At 32.5% G+C, this 14735-nt stretch carries 16 protein-coding genes; all 16 read left to right on the top strand.

All coding sequences use genetic code 11. The features are described 5' to 3' along the window. The 16 genes from DW963_RS09090 to DW963_RS09020 all read left to right on the top strand — a co-directional run bounded on the left by DW963_RS09090 (position 1) and on the right by DW963_RS09020 (position 14615). On the top strand, positions 1 to 495 hold the full coding sequence (locus DW963_RS09090; RefSeq protein WP_014081265.1) for a hypothetical protein: 495 nt from the start codon (positions 1 to 3) through the stop codon (positions 493 to 495). 57 nt (positions 496 to 552) lie between these two features. Further along, on the top strand, positions 553 to 1098 hold the full coding sequence (locus DW963_RS09085; protein ID WP_117915236.1) for a hypothetical protein: 546 nt from the start codon (positions 553 to 555) through the stop codon (positions 1096 to 1098). Between the two features lie 157 nt (positions 1099 to 1255). Then, positions 1256 to 1795, top strand: coding sequence for a hypothetical protein (locus tag DW963_RS09080; RefSeq protein WP_117915234.1), 540 nt, complete (start codon positions 1256 to 1258; stop codon positions 1793 to 1795). A gap of 139 nt (positions 1796 to 1934) precedes the next feature. Beyond that, positions 1935 to 2621 carry an H-NS histone family protein gene (locus tag DW963_RS09075; protein ID WP_286169256.1) on the top strand — a complete coding sequence of 229 codons (687 nt, stop codon included), beginning with the start codon at positions 1935 to 1937 and terminating at the stop codon, positions 2619 to 2621. A gap of 725 nt (positions 2622 to 3346) precedes the next feature. Continuing rightward, positions 3347 to 3748, top strand: a complete 402-nt coding sequence (tnpA, locus tag DW963_RS09070) for an IS66 family insertion sequence element accessory protein TnpA (RefSeq protein ID WP_117915230.1) — start codon at positions 3347 to 3349, stop codon at positions 3746 to 3748. Continuing rightward, a complete protein-coding gene (tnpB, locus tag DW963_RS09065) occupies positions 3742 to 4098 on the top strand; it encodes an IS66 family insertion sequence element accessory protein TnpB (protein ID WP_055263088.1) in 357 nt (118 codons plus the stop codon). Before tnpA ends, tnpB begins: the two co-directional genes overlap by 7 nt. 63 nt (positions 4099 to 4161) lie before the next feature. Beyond that, positions 4162 to 4707: an IS66 family transposase gene (locus DW963_RS09060; protein WP_286169255.1), complete on the top strand. Its 546-nt coding sequence runs from the start codon at positions 4162 to 4164 to the stop codon at positions 4705 to 4707. A 155-nt stretch (positions 4708 to 4862) separates the two neighbouring features. Then, positions 4863 to 5528, top strand: coding sequence for an ABC transporter ATP-binding protein (locus tag DW963_RS09055; RefSeq protein ID WP_117915228.1), 666 nt, complete (start codon positions 4863 to 4865; stop codon positions 5526 to 5528). Positions 5529 to 5613: 85 nt separating this feature from the next. Continuing rightward, positions 5614 to 8025 (top strand): ABC transporter permease, encoded by a 2412-nt coding sequence (locus tag DW963_RS09050; protein WP_147347590.1) that lies wholly within the window; start codon positions 5614 to 5616, stop codon positions 8023 to 8025. Positions 8026 to 8254: 229 nt separating this feature from the next. Further along, positions 8255 to 9940, top strand: coding sequence for an ABC transporter ATP-binding protein (locus DW963_RS09045; protein ID WP_353652804.1), 1686 nt, complete (start codon positions 8255 to 8257; stop codon positions 9938 to 9940). Beyond that, positions 9937 to 10947 (top strand): radical SAM/SPASM domain-containing protein, encoded by a 1011-nt coding sequence (locus DW963_RS09040; RefSeq protein WP_117915223.1) that lies wholly within the window; start codon positions 9937 to 9939, stop codon positions 10945 to 10947. Before DW963_RS09045 ends, DW963_RS09040 begins: the two co-directional genes overlap by 4 nt. Beyond that, complete coding sequence (locus tag DW963_RS09035; protein WP_117915221.1) at positions 10944 to 11789, top strand: radical SAM protein; 846 nt, start codon at positions 10944 to 10946, stop codon at positions 11787 to 11789. The genes DW963_RS09040 and DW963_RS09035 overlap by 4 nt, the downstream gene beginning before the upstream one ends. Next, positions 11762 to 12136, top strand: a complete 375-nt coding sequence (locus DW963_RS09030; RefSeq protein ID WP_117915219.1) for an SPASM domain-containing protein — start codon at positions 11762 to 11764, stop codon at positions 12134 to 12136. Before DW963_RS09035 ends, DW963_RS09030 begins: the two co-directional genes overlap by 28 nt. A 41-nt stretch (positions 12137 to 12177) precedes the next feature. Beyond that, on the top strand, positions 12178 to 12315 hold the full coding sequence (locus tag DW963_RS13320; RefSeq protein WP_158560490.1) for a hypothetical protein: 138 nt from the start codon (positions 12178 to 12180) through the stop codon (positions 12313 to 12315). 176 nt (positions 12316 to 12491) lie between these two features. Next, a complete protein-coding gene (locus DW963_RS09025; protein ID WP_117915217.1) occupies positions 12492 to 13250 on the top strand; it encodes a S8 family serine peptidase in 759 nt (252 codons plus the stop codon). Between the two features lie 144 nt (positions 13251 to 13394). Beyond that, a complete protein-coding gene (locus DW963_RS09020) occupies positions 13395 to 14615 on the top strand; it encodes a radical SAM/SPASM domain-containing protein (protein WP_158560488.1) in 1221 nt (406 codons plus the stop codon). Positions 14616 to 14735 lie beyond the last annotated feature (120 nt).

Genomic DNA, 14735 nt, shown 5'->3' with positions numbered 1-14735 from the left:
ATGTTTAAGAAAATTAAAAAAGTAGTAGCTTTTGCATTGGCTTTAACTATGCTAATGGGAATGAGTACAGTCGCATTTGCGGCAGAGAGAGAAAGTGAAGTTCCAGAGTTGACAAAAGTTGACGGAATGACGGTGGCTATTGATGAGGATAATGACAATGGCATCAGTCCTTTGTGGTGGTCTGGTAATGGTCCGGCTCCACAAGTAACTAAAATCGAACTTTATAATCATGGTTTGTTAGATAATGGAAACTATTGTGTCATCATCAAGGTTTATGGATATGGAAGTGATACTACAACTTTTAACGGAAGAAGTATTTCGTGGTTTAAACAGCAGCCGTTTATAATTTCAGGTAATGGTGCGGATGGCTTTTATTACTGGTATGATTGCGGAAAAATAACAGCACCTGGTAATTATACATTTACTACAAAATTTAGATCGACCAATTTCCCATATGGTGAGAAATCCTTTTCATGTGTATTCAAAAAAAGTTAAGGCAGGAAGTGGGCTAGAATATAGAGAGATTTTTAAGCTGATTGGAGGAACAGAAGTATGAACATTTGTTCTGGTCTAAATACGGTATCTTCAATGTACCGCCAACAAAAAGGCAATAATATGAAAGCCCCTGTATCTGCGGAAAAGACATTTTATACGGCTGAAACACCAAAGGTATACCAGATATTCACAACAGATAATATGTTGTGGACAGGAGGTAATGGTACAGGTCTTTCCTATTGCCTTAAATATGCGGATGATTCGACGGATGAAAATCCAGTGGTGTTAGCGAAAGGTGTGGATGAAAACGGAAAAGAGTTTGAACAAAGAATTTATATCAATGACGTTGATCCATCAAACGCCACAGTAGTCGAAATGCGTGCATTGGAGGCACATTACAAAGTGGAGAAGCAGGGAGGTTTTACGTCTTTGCCGCTTGAAGTTGGTAATATGGGGCTTAATGACAGAAGAGATTTTATTTCAATGTTTAAAGAATGCATAGAAGATTTAAACAAATTGGGAAGGTTTGATTTATCGTTGCTTTGGACGAAAAGTATGGATGATTATCTTGATTTGACAAGTGCAAATAGTAAGTATAAATAGTGCTTAGTCATTTGAACATATGAGAAAAAGAAAACTTGGACTTCATAGGAGAGAGTAGCTGGGTTCTGACTGAGAGAAGAATCATATGATTTCTATGATTATTTAGCGGGTAATAATATTGGAGTTATTATATGTTAATTTGAAAGGAGATTTTAAAATGAAGAAGGTAAAAAGTTTAAAGGCGTTGGTGTTGAGTTTGATGTTATGTTTGGCAATGGGAACAACTGCGTTTGCAAGTGAAGTGTCCACTCAGGGACAGGCTGCCCCTAATGCAAATAAGGCAGTAGAAGTAAGCGATTGTGGCGATTTGGACGTAGTACCTGCTTATGATGACGCCGTTGCTCTTGCAGATACGATTCAGTATGATGCAAATAGAACCATTACAAGAAGCAATTCCAAAAGCGGTGTATTCAACGGAAATTATTATTACACCATTAATAACTCAAGTGTTACAAAGTTGTGCTTAGATGTTTATATGCCTAATGAAAGTGGAACAGATTATCTTCAGGGAACAATTACTCTTGTAGGAAATGACGGAACAAGTGCACCGGTACAAATTGCTAACTATTCAGGAGATTCATGGACACTGACATTTACAGGTGTTAAGGTAGGCGTTAGATACCATTTCCATTATGAGTTGTATTCTGTTGGGGCTTCGCAAGTAGGCTATATTGCTTCTGCAGCTTATGCACAATAATAGATGCTTGAATATGGGATATTAAGCAAGCACAACAGAATATTTTCATTGTATGTTGCATTTTATAGCAATCTGGCATAAAGTGCAACATACTATAATAAGAAAATTAGATTATATTGCTGCTGGAGGGATTATAAATATGGTAAATATGGTAAATACCGCTGTAAATAACAATATTTATGCAGGAAAAAAAACTAGTTCAAAATATAACCAGCCACAGGCTTTTCAACAAAAGGAAGTGTTAGAGATACCGGATGTTGCAGCAGTTAACAAATATGCAAATGTTCAAGAAATCTATGAGGAATTAAAATATAACGTGCCATGTAGAGTAGATGAACAGGGGCAGGATGAAATTGCTGAGAAAGAAATTCAAAATGATGAACCAGAAATAAGCAATGATTCTAGTGAAAAAATGACAGTATGGTATCAGGGTGTTCCTTTGAAAGAGTGGGCATTAACTGATCCTAAATACACGGATTCAGAAACGGGAATTTCATGGTATATTAGAGATGGAAAATATCCGTATATGCTAGGTGAGGATGCAGAGAAGTTCCGAAAACTTTGTGAAGAATCCGGAGAGTTTGCGCTAAAGAAATTTGCGGAAATGACGGGATTAATACAGAAATTAGATGACAATACAGTAGCGTATGTGGGTGATAACGGAATTGCAGTTAAATCTAAAGATGGGAAAGAGATGTTTGTGGACACATCAGGCTTGTCATATGATATTGTTATGGATATGTTCAGAAATTTGCCTAGAAATGGGAATTTTTTCAGCAATAAGTATTGGTCAGATAATATACAAAAAGCACAGGCTCGGAGCTGATGATACGTTATATTGCAAGAGTGTGTATGCTTAGACTCCGATAGGAGAAAGCAGATTGGTTCTGATTGACAGAAGAATCATATGATTTCATCATTAATTTGGCAGGCAATAATATTCAAATTATTGCCTACTAATTTTTACCAAAATTCTTCTAATACCGTTTTTGGACTAGAAATGAAAAGAAAATGAATATATCGAAAGAAGAATCTGAAAAGTTAGAAAATAATTGGAAGATTGGTTTAATTGTAGTATAATATTAAAAGAGTAGTATGCATCATTTATATAGAGGGAGTGATATTTATAGATAACCAAAAACTTTCAACATTATTTTGGACATGGGGAGCATATGTTTTTTTACCTATAAACATTGTCATTGGAACTATGCTTTTTTCAAATGGGGCTTCTATTGAGGAAGTACTATTATCGTCGGTTATTGCTTTGATAATAATGATGATTTTGGCTTATCCTGCAATTCGTTTATCTTCAGCATATAGAATGAACTATTCTGAATGCATTAGATATTTTATAAAGAATAAGAGTTTGAGTAGAATATTGATAATAATAATACCAGTATTAAATATTGTAAGCGCCTAGTTTCAGGGTGGATTTAAAATCATCACAAAATTTGCCATAATTATAGATGATAGATGCCAGCATTTTACTACAGTATCGGCGCTAGATACTATAAATGCGAGCGTTTTACTATAACTATGGAGGTTTCCTGTATGAAAACGCAAAGACGCACAGCAGACGAACAATATCAACTTATCATGGAATGCCGCAGCAGCGGTCTTAGTGACTACCAATGGTGTACAGAACATAACATCAATCCCGGCACCTTTTACAACTGGGTTAAAAGACTGAGAAAAAAAGCTTGTTATGATATCCCCTCTGCCACAGGACGCGGCGATTATAAGCCAGCCCTTAAACCGGATGTTGTAAAACTTGAGGTGATACCTGATCATCAAAACCCGGGCATTCCAACTGTCGAAAGCACAATGCTTCCGCTGGAAGAACCCTGCCCCGCCATCGAGGTCATGCTTGGGACTGTTTCAATAAAAATTTCAAATGATGTTGACCCGAAGCTGCTGTCACAGATCCTTAAAGCTGTGACAGGGACATGTTAGGAGACATCACTGTCGCAGACGAGATTTATGTGATCTGTGGTTATACAGATATGCGCAAGTCCATTGATGGATTATGCGCTGTCGTAAAAGACCAGCTGAATATGAACCCTTCCAGGCCAAATGCAATCTATCTCTTCTGTGGCAGACGTAGTGATCGAATAAAAGTGCTTCTTCATGAACGTGAAGGATTTGTACTTTTATATAAGCGACTTGATGCCAACGTAGGAAAATACCGTTGGCCGCGCAACCGTAATGAGGTAAAACCCATTACATGGAGGCAGTTTGACTGGCTTATGTCAGGTCTTGAAATCGAGCAGCCAAAGGCGATAAAAAGTACCGGAAATGCTTGATTTTTCAGGATTTTTCGCTTGTTTTATGGTATAATTGAACCATAGAAAAGAAGCGAAAAAACAATGCCTTCAGGAGTAAGAGATATCCAGTTCTTAGAGCTTAAGGATACTATTTCACAACTGAATAATACAATCAGCACTCAGAACGAGCTTATCCGTTCCCTGCAGAAAATGCTGCAGGAACGTGATGCCAAAGACAGCGAAAAGGATCAAAAACCTGTCATAGAGGCTTTTTTGTCATGGCTTGACCAGCTGCATCCGGAATCAGGAGACAGGCTGATCAAGGCAATCAACTATTCCAATGGTTGCCGTCCGTTTATGATGAACTATCTGAAAGATGGTGCATGCAGCCTGAGTAATAATCTCAGTGAGAACAGCATTCGACCATTGGTAGTTGGCCGTAAGAACTGGCTTTTCTGTGATACACCAGCCGGGGCAGATGCCAGTATGAAAATCTATTCTATGATAGAAACGGCAAAAGCCAATGAACTTGATCCACTTAAATATCTGAGCTTCCTTCTAGAGCATCGTTCTGGTGCTGAAATGTCAGACGAGGAATTGGAACAATTTGCCCCGTGGAGTAAATTGGCTCAGGGAACTTGTAAATAAAATGTAGTGAAATACTCGTATGTCTGGCATCCTAGCGCGGGGTGTCAGATTTCATTTATAGGGTACGCCCTAAAACTATGCGCTTACCATTTATAGTTATAAAATATATAATAATATAAACTTAAACTTTTTCTAATACAATTATGGAGGGAATTATGGAAATTATTAGTGTAGAACATTTGAAAAAATATTATGGTAAAGTGCCAAATCAAACAAAAGCGGTAAATGATATAAGTTTTTCTGTACAGAAAGGAGAATTTGTTTCCATAATTGGTAGTTCTGGCAGTGGAAAATCTACGTTACTTAATATGATTGGCGGATTAGACACTCCAACTTCAGGGAATGTATATATTTTGGGGAAAGATATTACTTCTATGTCTGAGGACGAATTGACATTATTTCGTAGAAAAAATATAGGATTTATTTTTCAAAATTATAATTTGATTCCTGTTTTAAGTGTCTATGAAAATATAGTTTTGCCAGTAGAACTTGATGGGAGAAAAATAGATAAAGATTTTTTAGATGATGTTTTAGATATACTTTCATTAAAGGAGAAAATCTTTAATCTTCCGAATACGCTCTCTGGAGGACAACAACAGAGAGTGGCTATTGCTCGTGCTATTATATCGAAACCGGCTGTTATATTAGCAGATGAACCAACTGGAAATTTGGATAGTAAAACGAGTGGAGATGTGATAAAGCTTTTAAGAACAGTCAACCAGCGTTTTGAACAAACGCTGATTATGATTACACATAATTTGGAAATAGCTCAGTTGTCGGATCGCATAATAAATATTATAGATGGAAAGGTAGATATATGAAAAAAAATTTTTATTATAAAATGAATTTAAGGCGTATATGGGGATTGTCTAAGAAAATTTTTTTGTCAATCTATATCGAAATGTTGTGGTAATTATTGCGGTAGTTTTGTCCACTTTTATGTTGACATCTGTGTTTAGTGTTGGATTTAGTTATATAGAGACAGCACAATTACAACAAATTCGTGCGATGGGGACAACGGCTCATGTGGCTATTAATAACCCTAGTGATTTGCAAGTATCTGAGATAAAGAAATCAGATTCGATTAAAGATATTGGGATTTCTCAACATTTAGGACAAATTGACGGTTTGGAAGATGAAGATTTGTTGCTAGGGCTAAATTGGATAGATGAAAATGAATGGAACCTTCATAGGATGCCCACTATTTCAGATGTTGTTGGAAACTATCCTGTTACAGAAAATGAAGTAATGATACCTACATGGATTTTAGAGCGTTTGGGAATAACAAATCCACAAGAAGGTATGTCTATTTCTTTGTCGTATCATTTGGATGACGATGATTCTATTAAGACGCAAGAGTTTATTTTGGCGGGATACTATACAGACTACTCTCAAGTTAGGACTAATGACAAAGGAAGCATTTACGTTTCAGAAGAATTTAAAAATAAGGCTGCTATCTCTACTGGTAAAGTAGTTATGGTGTCTTTTGAAGATACAGGAGATATTCAAAAAGAGTGTGATAGGTTAAAGGACAAGGTGAAATTTTCTTCAACACAGAGTTTTGAAATTGTACCTGTAACACAAGTGAACAGCCAAGTATTAATTATAGGCATTGTCTTTATACTATTATTCATATTTATTAGCGGCTATTTGTTAATACATAATGTTTTATATATTAGTATAGTTAGAGATATCCGCTTTTTTGGTCAACTTCGATTAATAGGATTTACCAAAAAAGAAGTACGAAAAATTGTTTATCAGCAAGTTTTGTATATTACTGTTATTGGAATTCCGATAGGCTTGATATTGGGAGCTGCAGTATCTTTTGGTATCGTGCCATATAGTTTAAATGTGCTATATTCGGGGAATAAAGATTTAGGATTGCAAATTTCGTTCTCTCCGTTCGTTTTTATAGGAGCCACAATATTTTCTTTTGTCACTGCAAGAATAGGGTGTGTTAAACCTGCGAAAATAGCCGCCCAGGTTTCTCCTATTGCGGCAATGTCATATAATGATGTGGATTCGAAAAAATTGTATAAGCGTAGGAATAAGGTATTTAGATTAACAAGAATGGCGTTTCAAAATATTTTTCGCTCTAAAAAAAGCGCAATATTGGTTATTTCTTCTTTGTTTTTAGGGCTGGCGTTATATTGGATAGCAACGTCTTTATTGTCGAGTATTAGTCCGGAAAACTTTATACAGCAATGGGGTGAAAGCGACTTTGCAATTACTTATAGTATTCATGATGATGGAAGTCCAATCACGGCAGATATGCTAGAAGATATTAAAAATATCTCTGGAATTCAAAACTTAAGAGTTACCTATGTTGCCAAAGAACGTGTTACTTTTGATGTGCAGTATGATGAGGAGGTATTTGGCGCATATGTGGATTCATTAGAAGGAAAAGCAGGTATAGACTTTTCTTCTTCTGAAAAACGCGAATCATATACGGAGAATTTTTATAGTGGTGTTTATGGAATTGATAATAGTTATATAGAAGAATTAAATAAAACACTTGAACATCCTATTGATCTAGAGGCGTTTCAAGATGGTAAGATTGTTGTGCTTCAGACAATTACAAATGAGGATGGGGAAAATTTAATTCAACCTAATCAGATTATTACTATAAAAACTAAAGGGGCCGAGACGGAGTTTGAAGTTGCTGATGGTTTTTTTAGCGCTGATTTTCAAGGAGGGAGGGGAAATGAAAAAGGAACAGCCCCGGATTTATATATAAGCAAAACGGCGCTTGAAGGTTTAACTTCTCAAATTAAAATTTTTCGAATTGCATTTGACACTGATGGAAAACATGATGATGAAGTTTTAATGCAACTTCAAACGATTGCTTCTTTGAATTCGGATATTCAAATAATATCTAGGATTGAAAAAGCTAAAGAGATGGAAGGTTACATTTTGACAACTAAAGTTTTAACGATAGGATTGTCTTTTATATTTTTGCTAGTAGGAATACTTAATTTTGTTACAACAATGATTACGAGTGTAAATAACCGAAAACAAGAATTTGCAATTTTGGAAAGTATTGGTATGACGCATAGACAGCAATTAAAGATTTTATTGATTGAGGGATTTTATTATTGGATAATTTCATTTATATTATTGCTTATAGTAGGAAATGGAATATATATTCCCTTGTATTTTTGGTTTAAGCAAATTGTTTCGTATGCTTCTTTTAAAATGCCGTATGCTTCTTTGTTAATTGTTTTAATAATTATTTTTATGGTATGTTTAGTAACGCCGTTTTTTGCATATCAAAGCATTTTAAAAGATAGGCTGATTGAGCGAATTAATAAGCAATAATTTCTTCGCAGATGGAATTTGAGTGTAGATTAGATAGAAGATTTATTACTTTTTAAAAATAAAAGTCCAATCAGGAGTTTGCGATTCAAGAGAATCCATAACCATGATTATGGCTTTTGCTTATTGGTAAACGTGGCTATTTAGTAAGGACAAACTCGCTGTATATTATATATTGTTTTTTAAAATGTTATAATTAATCATATTGGTATGAGTAAAAAATGGTTATTATATAATCTTTGAGGGGGTTGCAAATGGAATTAAAAACTTTTTTGAAACGTTTACTAAAAATAGTAGATATAGAGAAAAAAAGTATATTGTTAATCAGATAAAATGTTTTTCTTTCTTAATGATCTATACAATTGCTTCTGTAATATTTCCTAGTTTTTTAAGCAAAATTGTTGATCTGGGAGTTGTTATGGGAGATGTTTCAAATATAGTGTTGTATACTACTGAGATGTTGATTTGCGGGATATTAATGGTAATTTTCTATTATTTGCAAAAAGTATTTTTTTTTAAATTCGGTAATGATATAGTATTAAGGACAAAACAAAAATTATATAAAAAGCTTAATACAGTTGATATTCAATTTTGGAACCAGTACAAAGTAGGGGATGTACTCACAATTTTAGATAATGACATAGAAAAATTGCAAGAACTACTAACATCTGATATCAGCGAATTGGTAGTAAATATTTGTTTGTGTATAGGGATTAGTTCATATATAATTATATTAAATCCTAAAATTGGTATTTTGGTTGTTGTAATGTCAATTATATTTGCATTTATTCAGCGAAAAGTGGCAAATAAGAGTAAAGAACGTATGAAAAAGTTGAGAGTGACTATGGGAGATTTTAACTCATTTTCCACTGAAACCATTAATAATATGCCTTCATTACAAATGACGGGAAAAACTCAATATATAAAAAAAATGTATGCAGATAAATGTGATGAACTGGCTAAAGAAGGATTAGATTTTACGAAAACCATGTGTACTGTTGGAATGACAGGAATGTCTTTTAATGTTCTTGCAATTGTTATTGTATTAATTTTAGGTGCTGTTGATGTTTCTAATAATTTGATTTCTGTTGGTTTGTTGTTTAGTATGACTATTTATGTGCAAAGATTATATAGTCCTATAGTATCAATAGGAAATATGTTTGTTAAAATAAAAAATTTCTTTCCTTTATTAGATAACATTTATAATGTAATGTTTAATGAAAAAAATATAATCAAGGGAGATTATAAACACAGCAGCGAGCTTATGGGAAATATTTCTTTTGATAATGTATGGTTTGGTTATAACAATGAAAGATTTATATTGAAAGGATTTACCGAAACGTTTAATAGAGGAGAAATCATTGGTATCGTAGGGAACAATGGAAGCGGAAAAACTACATTAGTCAGATTGTTGACTAAATTGTGTACTGTCGAACGTGGCAAAATTGAGATTGATGGAATTGATATTAACACATTTGATATGGAATATTTGCAGACGCAAATAGGCGTTATGACTCAAAATAGCTATTTGCTGGCTGAAGAGTTTAATAATATTCTAAAGAGTGAAAAAGAATTAAATAAAATGAAAAAATTTTTGGAAGAAATGAACTTTTACGAATCAGGAAACAGTATATTAAAAGGTAATTTTGAAGTAAAAGAAAATAATTTAAATATATCAGGAGGGGAGGCTCAAAAATTAGCTCTTTATAAGCTTTATTTGGATAATAAGCCGATTTGTGTTCTAGACGAGCCGACTGCTGCCTTGGATTCTAATAGTGAAGAGAAGATGATAGAGTTTATTAAAAATCATTTTAAAGAAAAAACTGTAATTATTATAACTCATAAACCACAAATTTTAAAAATTTGTAATCGGATAATAAAATTGGAATTGTATGAAGGGGGTAAGATGACAGTATGAAATTAAGTATTTGGGTAACTAAGACATGTAATATGGCCTGTAGTTATTGCTATGAAGAAGGACTTATAAGAGAGGATACTGGTGTTTGCGAAATTGATTATATCGAAAAAACAATAGAGTTTATTAATACAATGTGTTATAAGATCGCCTCTAAAAAAATATTCATTAAATTTTTTGGTGGAGAACCCTTAATTAAGTTTCCTTTTATTAAAAAATTTGTTGAGATTGCAAATGAAAAAATTGATGACAAAATCACTCCTTTTTATTCTATAACAACTAATGGAACATTAATGACGGATGATATGCTTATTTGGTTAAAAAAAAATAATGTGGAATGTGCATTAAGTATAGACGGTGATGAAGAGATATATAGCATAAATAGACGATATAAAAACCGATCATCAGCGTGGCGCGATGTCGATGATCTCATTCCGCGATTGTTTGATGCAAGTTTAAAATTGTCTGCGAGAGTGACCTATAATTCAAAAACTGTTTCAAAACTTAGTAGTAGTTGTGAATATTTGATAAATCGTGGCTTTACAGTGTTGAAAGTTGTACCAGATTATTTCGATTCTGAATGGAGTGACAAGTCATTGGAGATTCTCGAAGGACAATTAAGAGAAATAGATAAGATAAGAAATATAAGAAAGAATGCATATATAAACCTAGATGATGATGAATTGTTTATCGGTAGACGGGGCTGCGCGGGAGGTTATAGCATGTTTAGTATTGATTTGGGGGGGAATGTTTATCCTTGTACATATGTTATGGATGATAAACAATTTCTTTTAGGAAATATAGAAAACGTTTCAGAAATTGAACCGCGATATACAGATGGAACGTCTTTGAATAGGGAAGATTGTGTTGGATGCAGATATTTTAAATGTTGCAAAAGTGCTAGCTGTTTATATGGAAATTATAAAATGACAGGGTACTTGAATAAAACTAATTCTTTCTTTTGTGGATATAGAAAGATATTGTATCGAATAAATGAGGAAAAGTTATGAAAAATATCAATAGTATATTTTTTTCGAAGTATACGAGAGTATTAATAAATGGTAATGAATGTATTGTTGGCAATATTGCTTTTGATGGAAGATGGATCAAAATGTCGCATTCTCTTTATAAAGATTTGGTGCAAAAGTCTCAAAATAATATATCTTTACTATCTGAAAAAGAAAAAAAATATATAAATGCATTTCGGGAAGTAGGTATTTGCATTGATAATGCAGAAAAGGATGAGTTACAATTATATCCTTCGGATATAACCATTGAGATAACAACTCAGTGTAATTTGGCATGTAAACATTGCTCGTATTCCTTTGGTGGGAAAAAATATAGAGAAATGCCAATTGATATGATAAAAGCTATTTCAAAATGGTCGGAAGACAATAAAGTGAAAAGAATATTATTAACAGGCGGTGAGCCATTTTGCCGGAAAGATATAGTCGATGTATGTAAAGTGATTAAGCAGAATTTTACTGGGTCATTAGAAATAATTACAAACGGAACTTTGGTAACTGATGAGTACATCGAGCTTATAATGAAGTATATTCATGCTTTACATATTAGTTTAGATGGATATGATGAAAACAGTGTGAGCATGATACGGGGAAAGGGTGTATATAATAAAGTTATTGCATTAATTAATAAACTGAAGATGTGTGGGTATGAAAGAATTACTTTATCATGTGTAAGTGTTGGCGATGATAATTCTGAAATAATAAAGTTCAAAGAGTTATCTGAACGATTACATATTAAGCCGGTTATTAGACAGCTTAATATAAAAGGACGGCAGAAGAAAATTTTGCGGAGGATCCTATGGAATTGCGTATTATGCATAATCTGACTGAAAAAGGACTTACATTTAAATGTTTATGTAACCATCAATATCGTTCTATTTTTATTAATACTTATGGAATAGTGTTTTCATGTGCTGCATTAAGAGAGGAAGAATTAGGAATTGGAAGTTTTATAGTTTCGGAACACAAGATACATATAGACGGTTTGTTTGCAAAACCTATAGTTGACAAAATCGCTCCATGTCAAAATTGTAATGTACGGTATTTTTGTGCGGATACTTGTATTTCAAGAAATAATGTGATATACTCAAACAATAAAAAACGTGTTGAGAGGTGTCATATTAAAAAGAATAAATTGGAAAAAATTGTGTGGCACACTGATAATGATTTGTAATTTAATTTACAAATAAAATTTTAAAGAAGGGAGGAGTTATCATGGAAAACAAAGAAAAAGAACTTGAAGTTGAAATCAAAGGTTATGGATGTGACGATGATTGCGAACAGTATTTTGAGAAAACAGCATCAAAAAATTGTGGCTGGAAAGAAACTGATAATACTTGGCCACTGTGGTAGAAAGTATCAGGTAAACATGTAAATGAGTAAGAAATGGGTGCCCTAGAAGTCTTTGTAAAACCAATATTATACAAGCCATAGAACATTTGATAAGGTGTATTTTGGGGTTGTAGTATGTGGTGCGAGAGACTTTTAGGGCATTCTTTTTAATTAGTGAGTAGGTGTAAATAACTTCAATGAAAATTGCTGTGTTAGATAGTGGGTTTGATTTTAGTCAACCATTACAGAATAAAATTACTAATATAAATTTCACAGATGAAACTAACAAAGATGAAAACGGTCATGGTACATGTATTATAAAATTAATTGATTCAATTAGTTCTGGTTTGGAATTGTATAGTATAAAAATATTGGATAGAACTGGAAAAGGGAAGCTGTCGTCTTTAAAAGTGGCACTACTTGAAGCGTTAAACAGTGACGTTAATATTATTAATTTAAGTTTAGGAATTGAAGCATTTATTAAAGATTCGGAGTTAGAAATTCTTTTAGATAAATGTCTGTCTCAAGGAATAATAATAGTTACATCAGAATCAAATAATGGAAAAATAAATTATCTTTCTTGTAATAATAGAATAATTAGTGTCCAAGGTAAACAAAATAATCTTGTTACCAGTAACAATGTTATTTATATTAATAATTCTCCAAGAATTATACCATGGTTGGGATCGTCTTATGTTTTAAGTGGAGCAAATAGTTTTTTGACTCCATTTATTATAAAAAAAATATATGAATTATTGCAGAATCATGTAAGTATACAAAATTTAAAAAAATGTTTAATGCAGCAAAGTTTTATATTTAATAGTAATAAAAAAATTCAGAGACAATCAATAATTAATGCTAAATTAATGAAAAGTATTGAGGAAGAAATTTCTATTTGGAATTTATATGATGAAAATAAAGCATTTAAAATCGCCCAGCTACTCCACGGAATATAACAGCACTTGTTAGGATAATTGAAGAAAAAACTCAACAATCATATATTTATGATTCCTTTTGGATGCCAGATTTAGCTTATTTAGAAAATTTTGTTAACAAAATAGGATCTATACTTCACTAATAATACAATGAAAGGTGTAAATATGAACGAAATTAAACTGGATAATATATGCTTTTCGGATAATACAAGAATTTTAAATCACTATAATGAAATAGTTATTGGTAATGTGAGAGAGTGTGGTTTATGGATAAAAATTCTAACTAAAGACTTTGAAAAAATAAAAACATACATAGGACTAGAAAATGGTTTTGAGCTGTTAATGCGGAATACGGATAATGCACGGAAGCAATATTATATTGAGATTATTAAGGCTTTAGCAAAAATAAAAGTGATAAAACGTAAAGACTGGAGTGAAAACAAGAAAACTATAGAACGATTAGACATTGAATTAACTAAAAAATGTAATTTGAGATGTAAGCATTGTTCTGGCGAGTATGGTGAGCAAGATAAATCTTCAATGCCACAAGAGATGTTTCATAGAATCATACATTGGGCCGCAGAAAATAATATATCCTCAGTAACATTAAGTGGTGGTGAAATTTTTTGTTTGTCTAATATTTCAAAATATTTAGAATATGCAAGAAAGAATTTTATGGGGCGTATTGATATTATTTCAAATGCTACTTTAATTTATCCTGAACATATTAGTATATTAAAGTCATGTGTGGATGAAATTAGTATTAGTTTAGATGGATATGACAAGAATAGCGTAGATTTCATACGAGGACAAGGGGTGTTTGATAAAGTTATTGAGACTATAATTTTGCTAAAAAATAATAAAATTGATAACATTTCACTTTCTATGGTTCTAACAAGTAATAATAAAAATCATGTAACTGACTTCAAAGAACTTTGTAATAAATTTGAAGTAAAGCCTATTCTAAGAACACTCTCTGTAAAGGGAAGAGCTTTAAAGTTTTATGATGACTTAATTAATGATAACGAAAAAGGAAAAGAAGATAATATATCTAAGAGAATTAACATGTTAGCCATGTGTAATGCTGGAAGTCAAATACTTTCTATTAATGCAAGTGGTAAAGTGACTTTGTGTTCAGCTATGGAAGAGTCAAATGTTATTTTGGGAGATATTGATGAACTGGATATAATTTTTCATGATGTTAAACGAATTAATACGATTTGTGTTGTAGATACGGTTACACCATGTAATGAATGCGATGTTAGATATTTTTGTTCTTCTATGTGTCATGCAGTAAACACAAATATTTACAATAATAATCAGTTGAAAGAAAAACGGTGTGAGCAATATAAAAATCTCTTGGAAAAACATGTATGGGGGATTTGAAATATATTGTGAGTACTAAGTTTAGCAGCTGTCAGGCAAGGAAAAGAATGCAATGATAAAAATCTTAAATAGTATTAAAGAATTACGTTAGAAATAGCCTTTGCAGAAAGGCTATTTTTT

The organism is Eubacterium sp. AM46-8 (assembly GCF_003466705.1).
In the GTDB taxonomy this organism is placed as follows: Bacteria; Bacillota; Clostridia; order Lachnospirales; family Lachnospiraceae; genus Lachnospira.
This window is presented reverse-complemented; position numbering and strand designations above follow the sequence as displayed.

Bases quoted from the DNA above. Each gene is read 5' to 3' on its own strand.
- DW963_RS09090 (WP_014081265.1), top strand. From the start codon at position 1: ATGTTTAAGAAAATTAAAAAAGTAGTAGCTTTTGCATTGGCTTTAACT.
- DW963_RS09085 (WP_117915236.1), top strand. From the start codon at position 553: ATGAACATTTGTTCTGGTCTAAATACGGTATCTTCAATGTACCGCCAA.
- DW963_RS09080 (WP_117915234.1), top strand. From the start codon at position 1,256: ATGAAGAAGGTAAAAAGTTTAAAGGCGTTGGTGTTGAGTTTGATGTTA.
- DW963_RS09075 (WP_286169256.1), top strand. From the start codon at position 1,935: ATGGTAAATATGGTAAATACCGCTGTAAATAACAATATTTATGCAGGA.
- tnpA (WP_117915230.1), top strand. From the start codon at position 3,347: ATGAAAACGCAAAGACGCACAGCAGACGAACAATATCAACTTATCATG.
- tnpB (WP_055263088.1), top strand. From the start codon at position 3,742: ATGTTAGGAGACATCACTGTCGCAGACGAGATTTATGTGATCTGTGGT.
- DW963_RS09060 (WP_286169255.1), top strand. From the start codon at position 4,162: ATGCCTTCAGGAGTAAGAGATATCCAGTTCTTAGAGCTTAAGGATACT.
- DW963_RS09055 (WP_117915228.1), top strand. From the start codon at position 4,863: ATGGAAATTATTAGTGTAGAACATTTGAAAAAATATTATGGTAAAGTG.
- DW963_RS09040 (WP_117915223.1), top strand. From the start codon at position 9,937: ATGAAATTAAGTATTTGGGTAACTAAGACATGTAATATGGCCTGTAGT.
- DW963_RS09035 (WP_117915221.1), top strand. From the start codon at position 10,944: ATGAAAAATATCAATAGTATATTTTTTTCGAAGTATACGAGAGTATTA.
- DW963_RS09030 (WP_117915219.1), top strand. From the start codon at position 11,762: ATGGAATTGCGTATTATGCATAATCTGACTGAAAAAGGACTTACATTT.
- DW963_RS13320 (WP_158560490.1), top strand. From the start codon at position 12,178: ATGGAAAACAAAGAAAAAGAACTTGAAGTTGAAATCAAAGGTTATGGA.
- DW963_RS09025 (WP_117915217.1), top strand. From the start codon at position 12,492: ATGAAAATTGCTGTGTTAGATAGTGGGTTTGATTTTAGTCAACCATTA.
- DW963_RS09020 (WP_158560488.1), top strand. From the start codon at position 13,395: ATGAACGAAATTAAACTGGATAATATATGCTTTTCGGATAATACAAGA.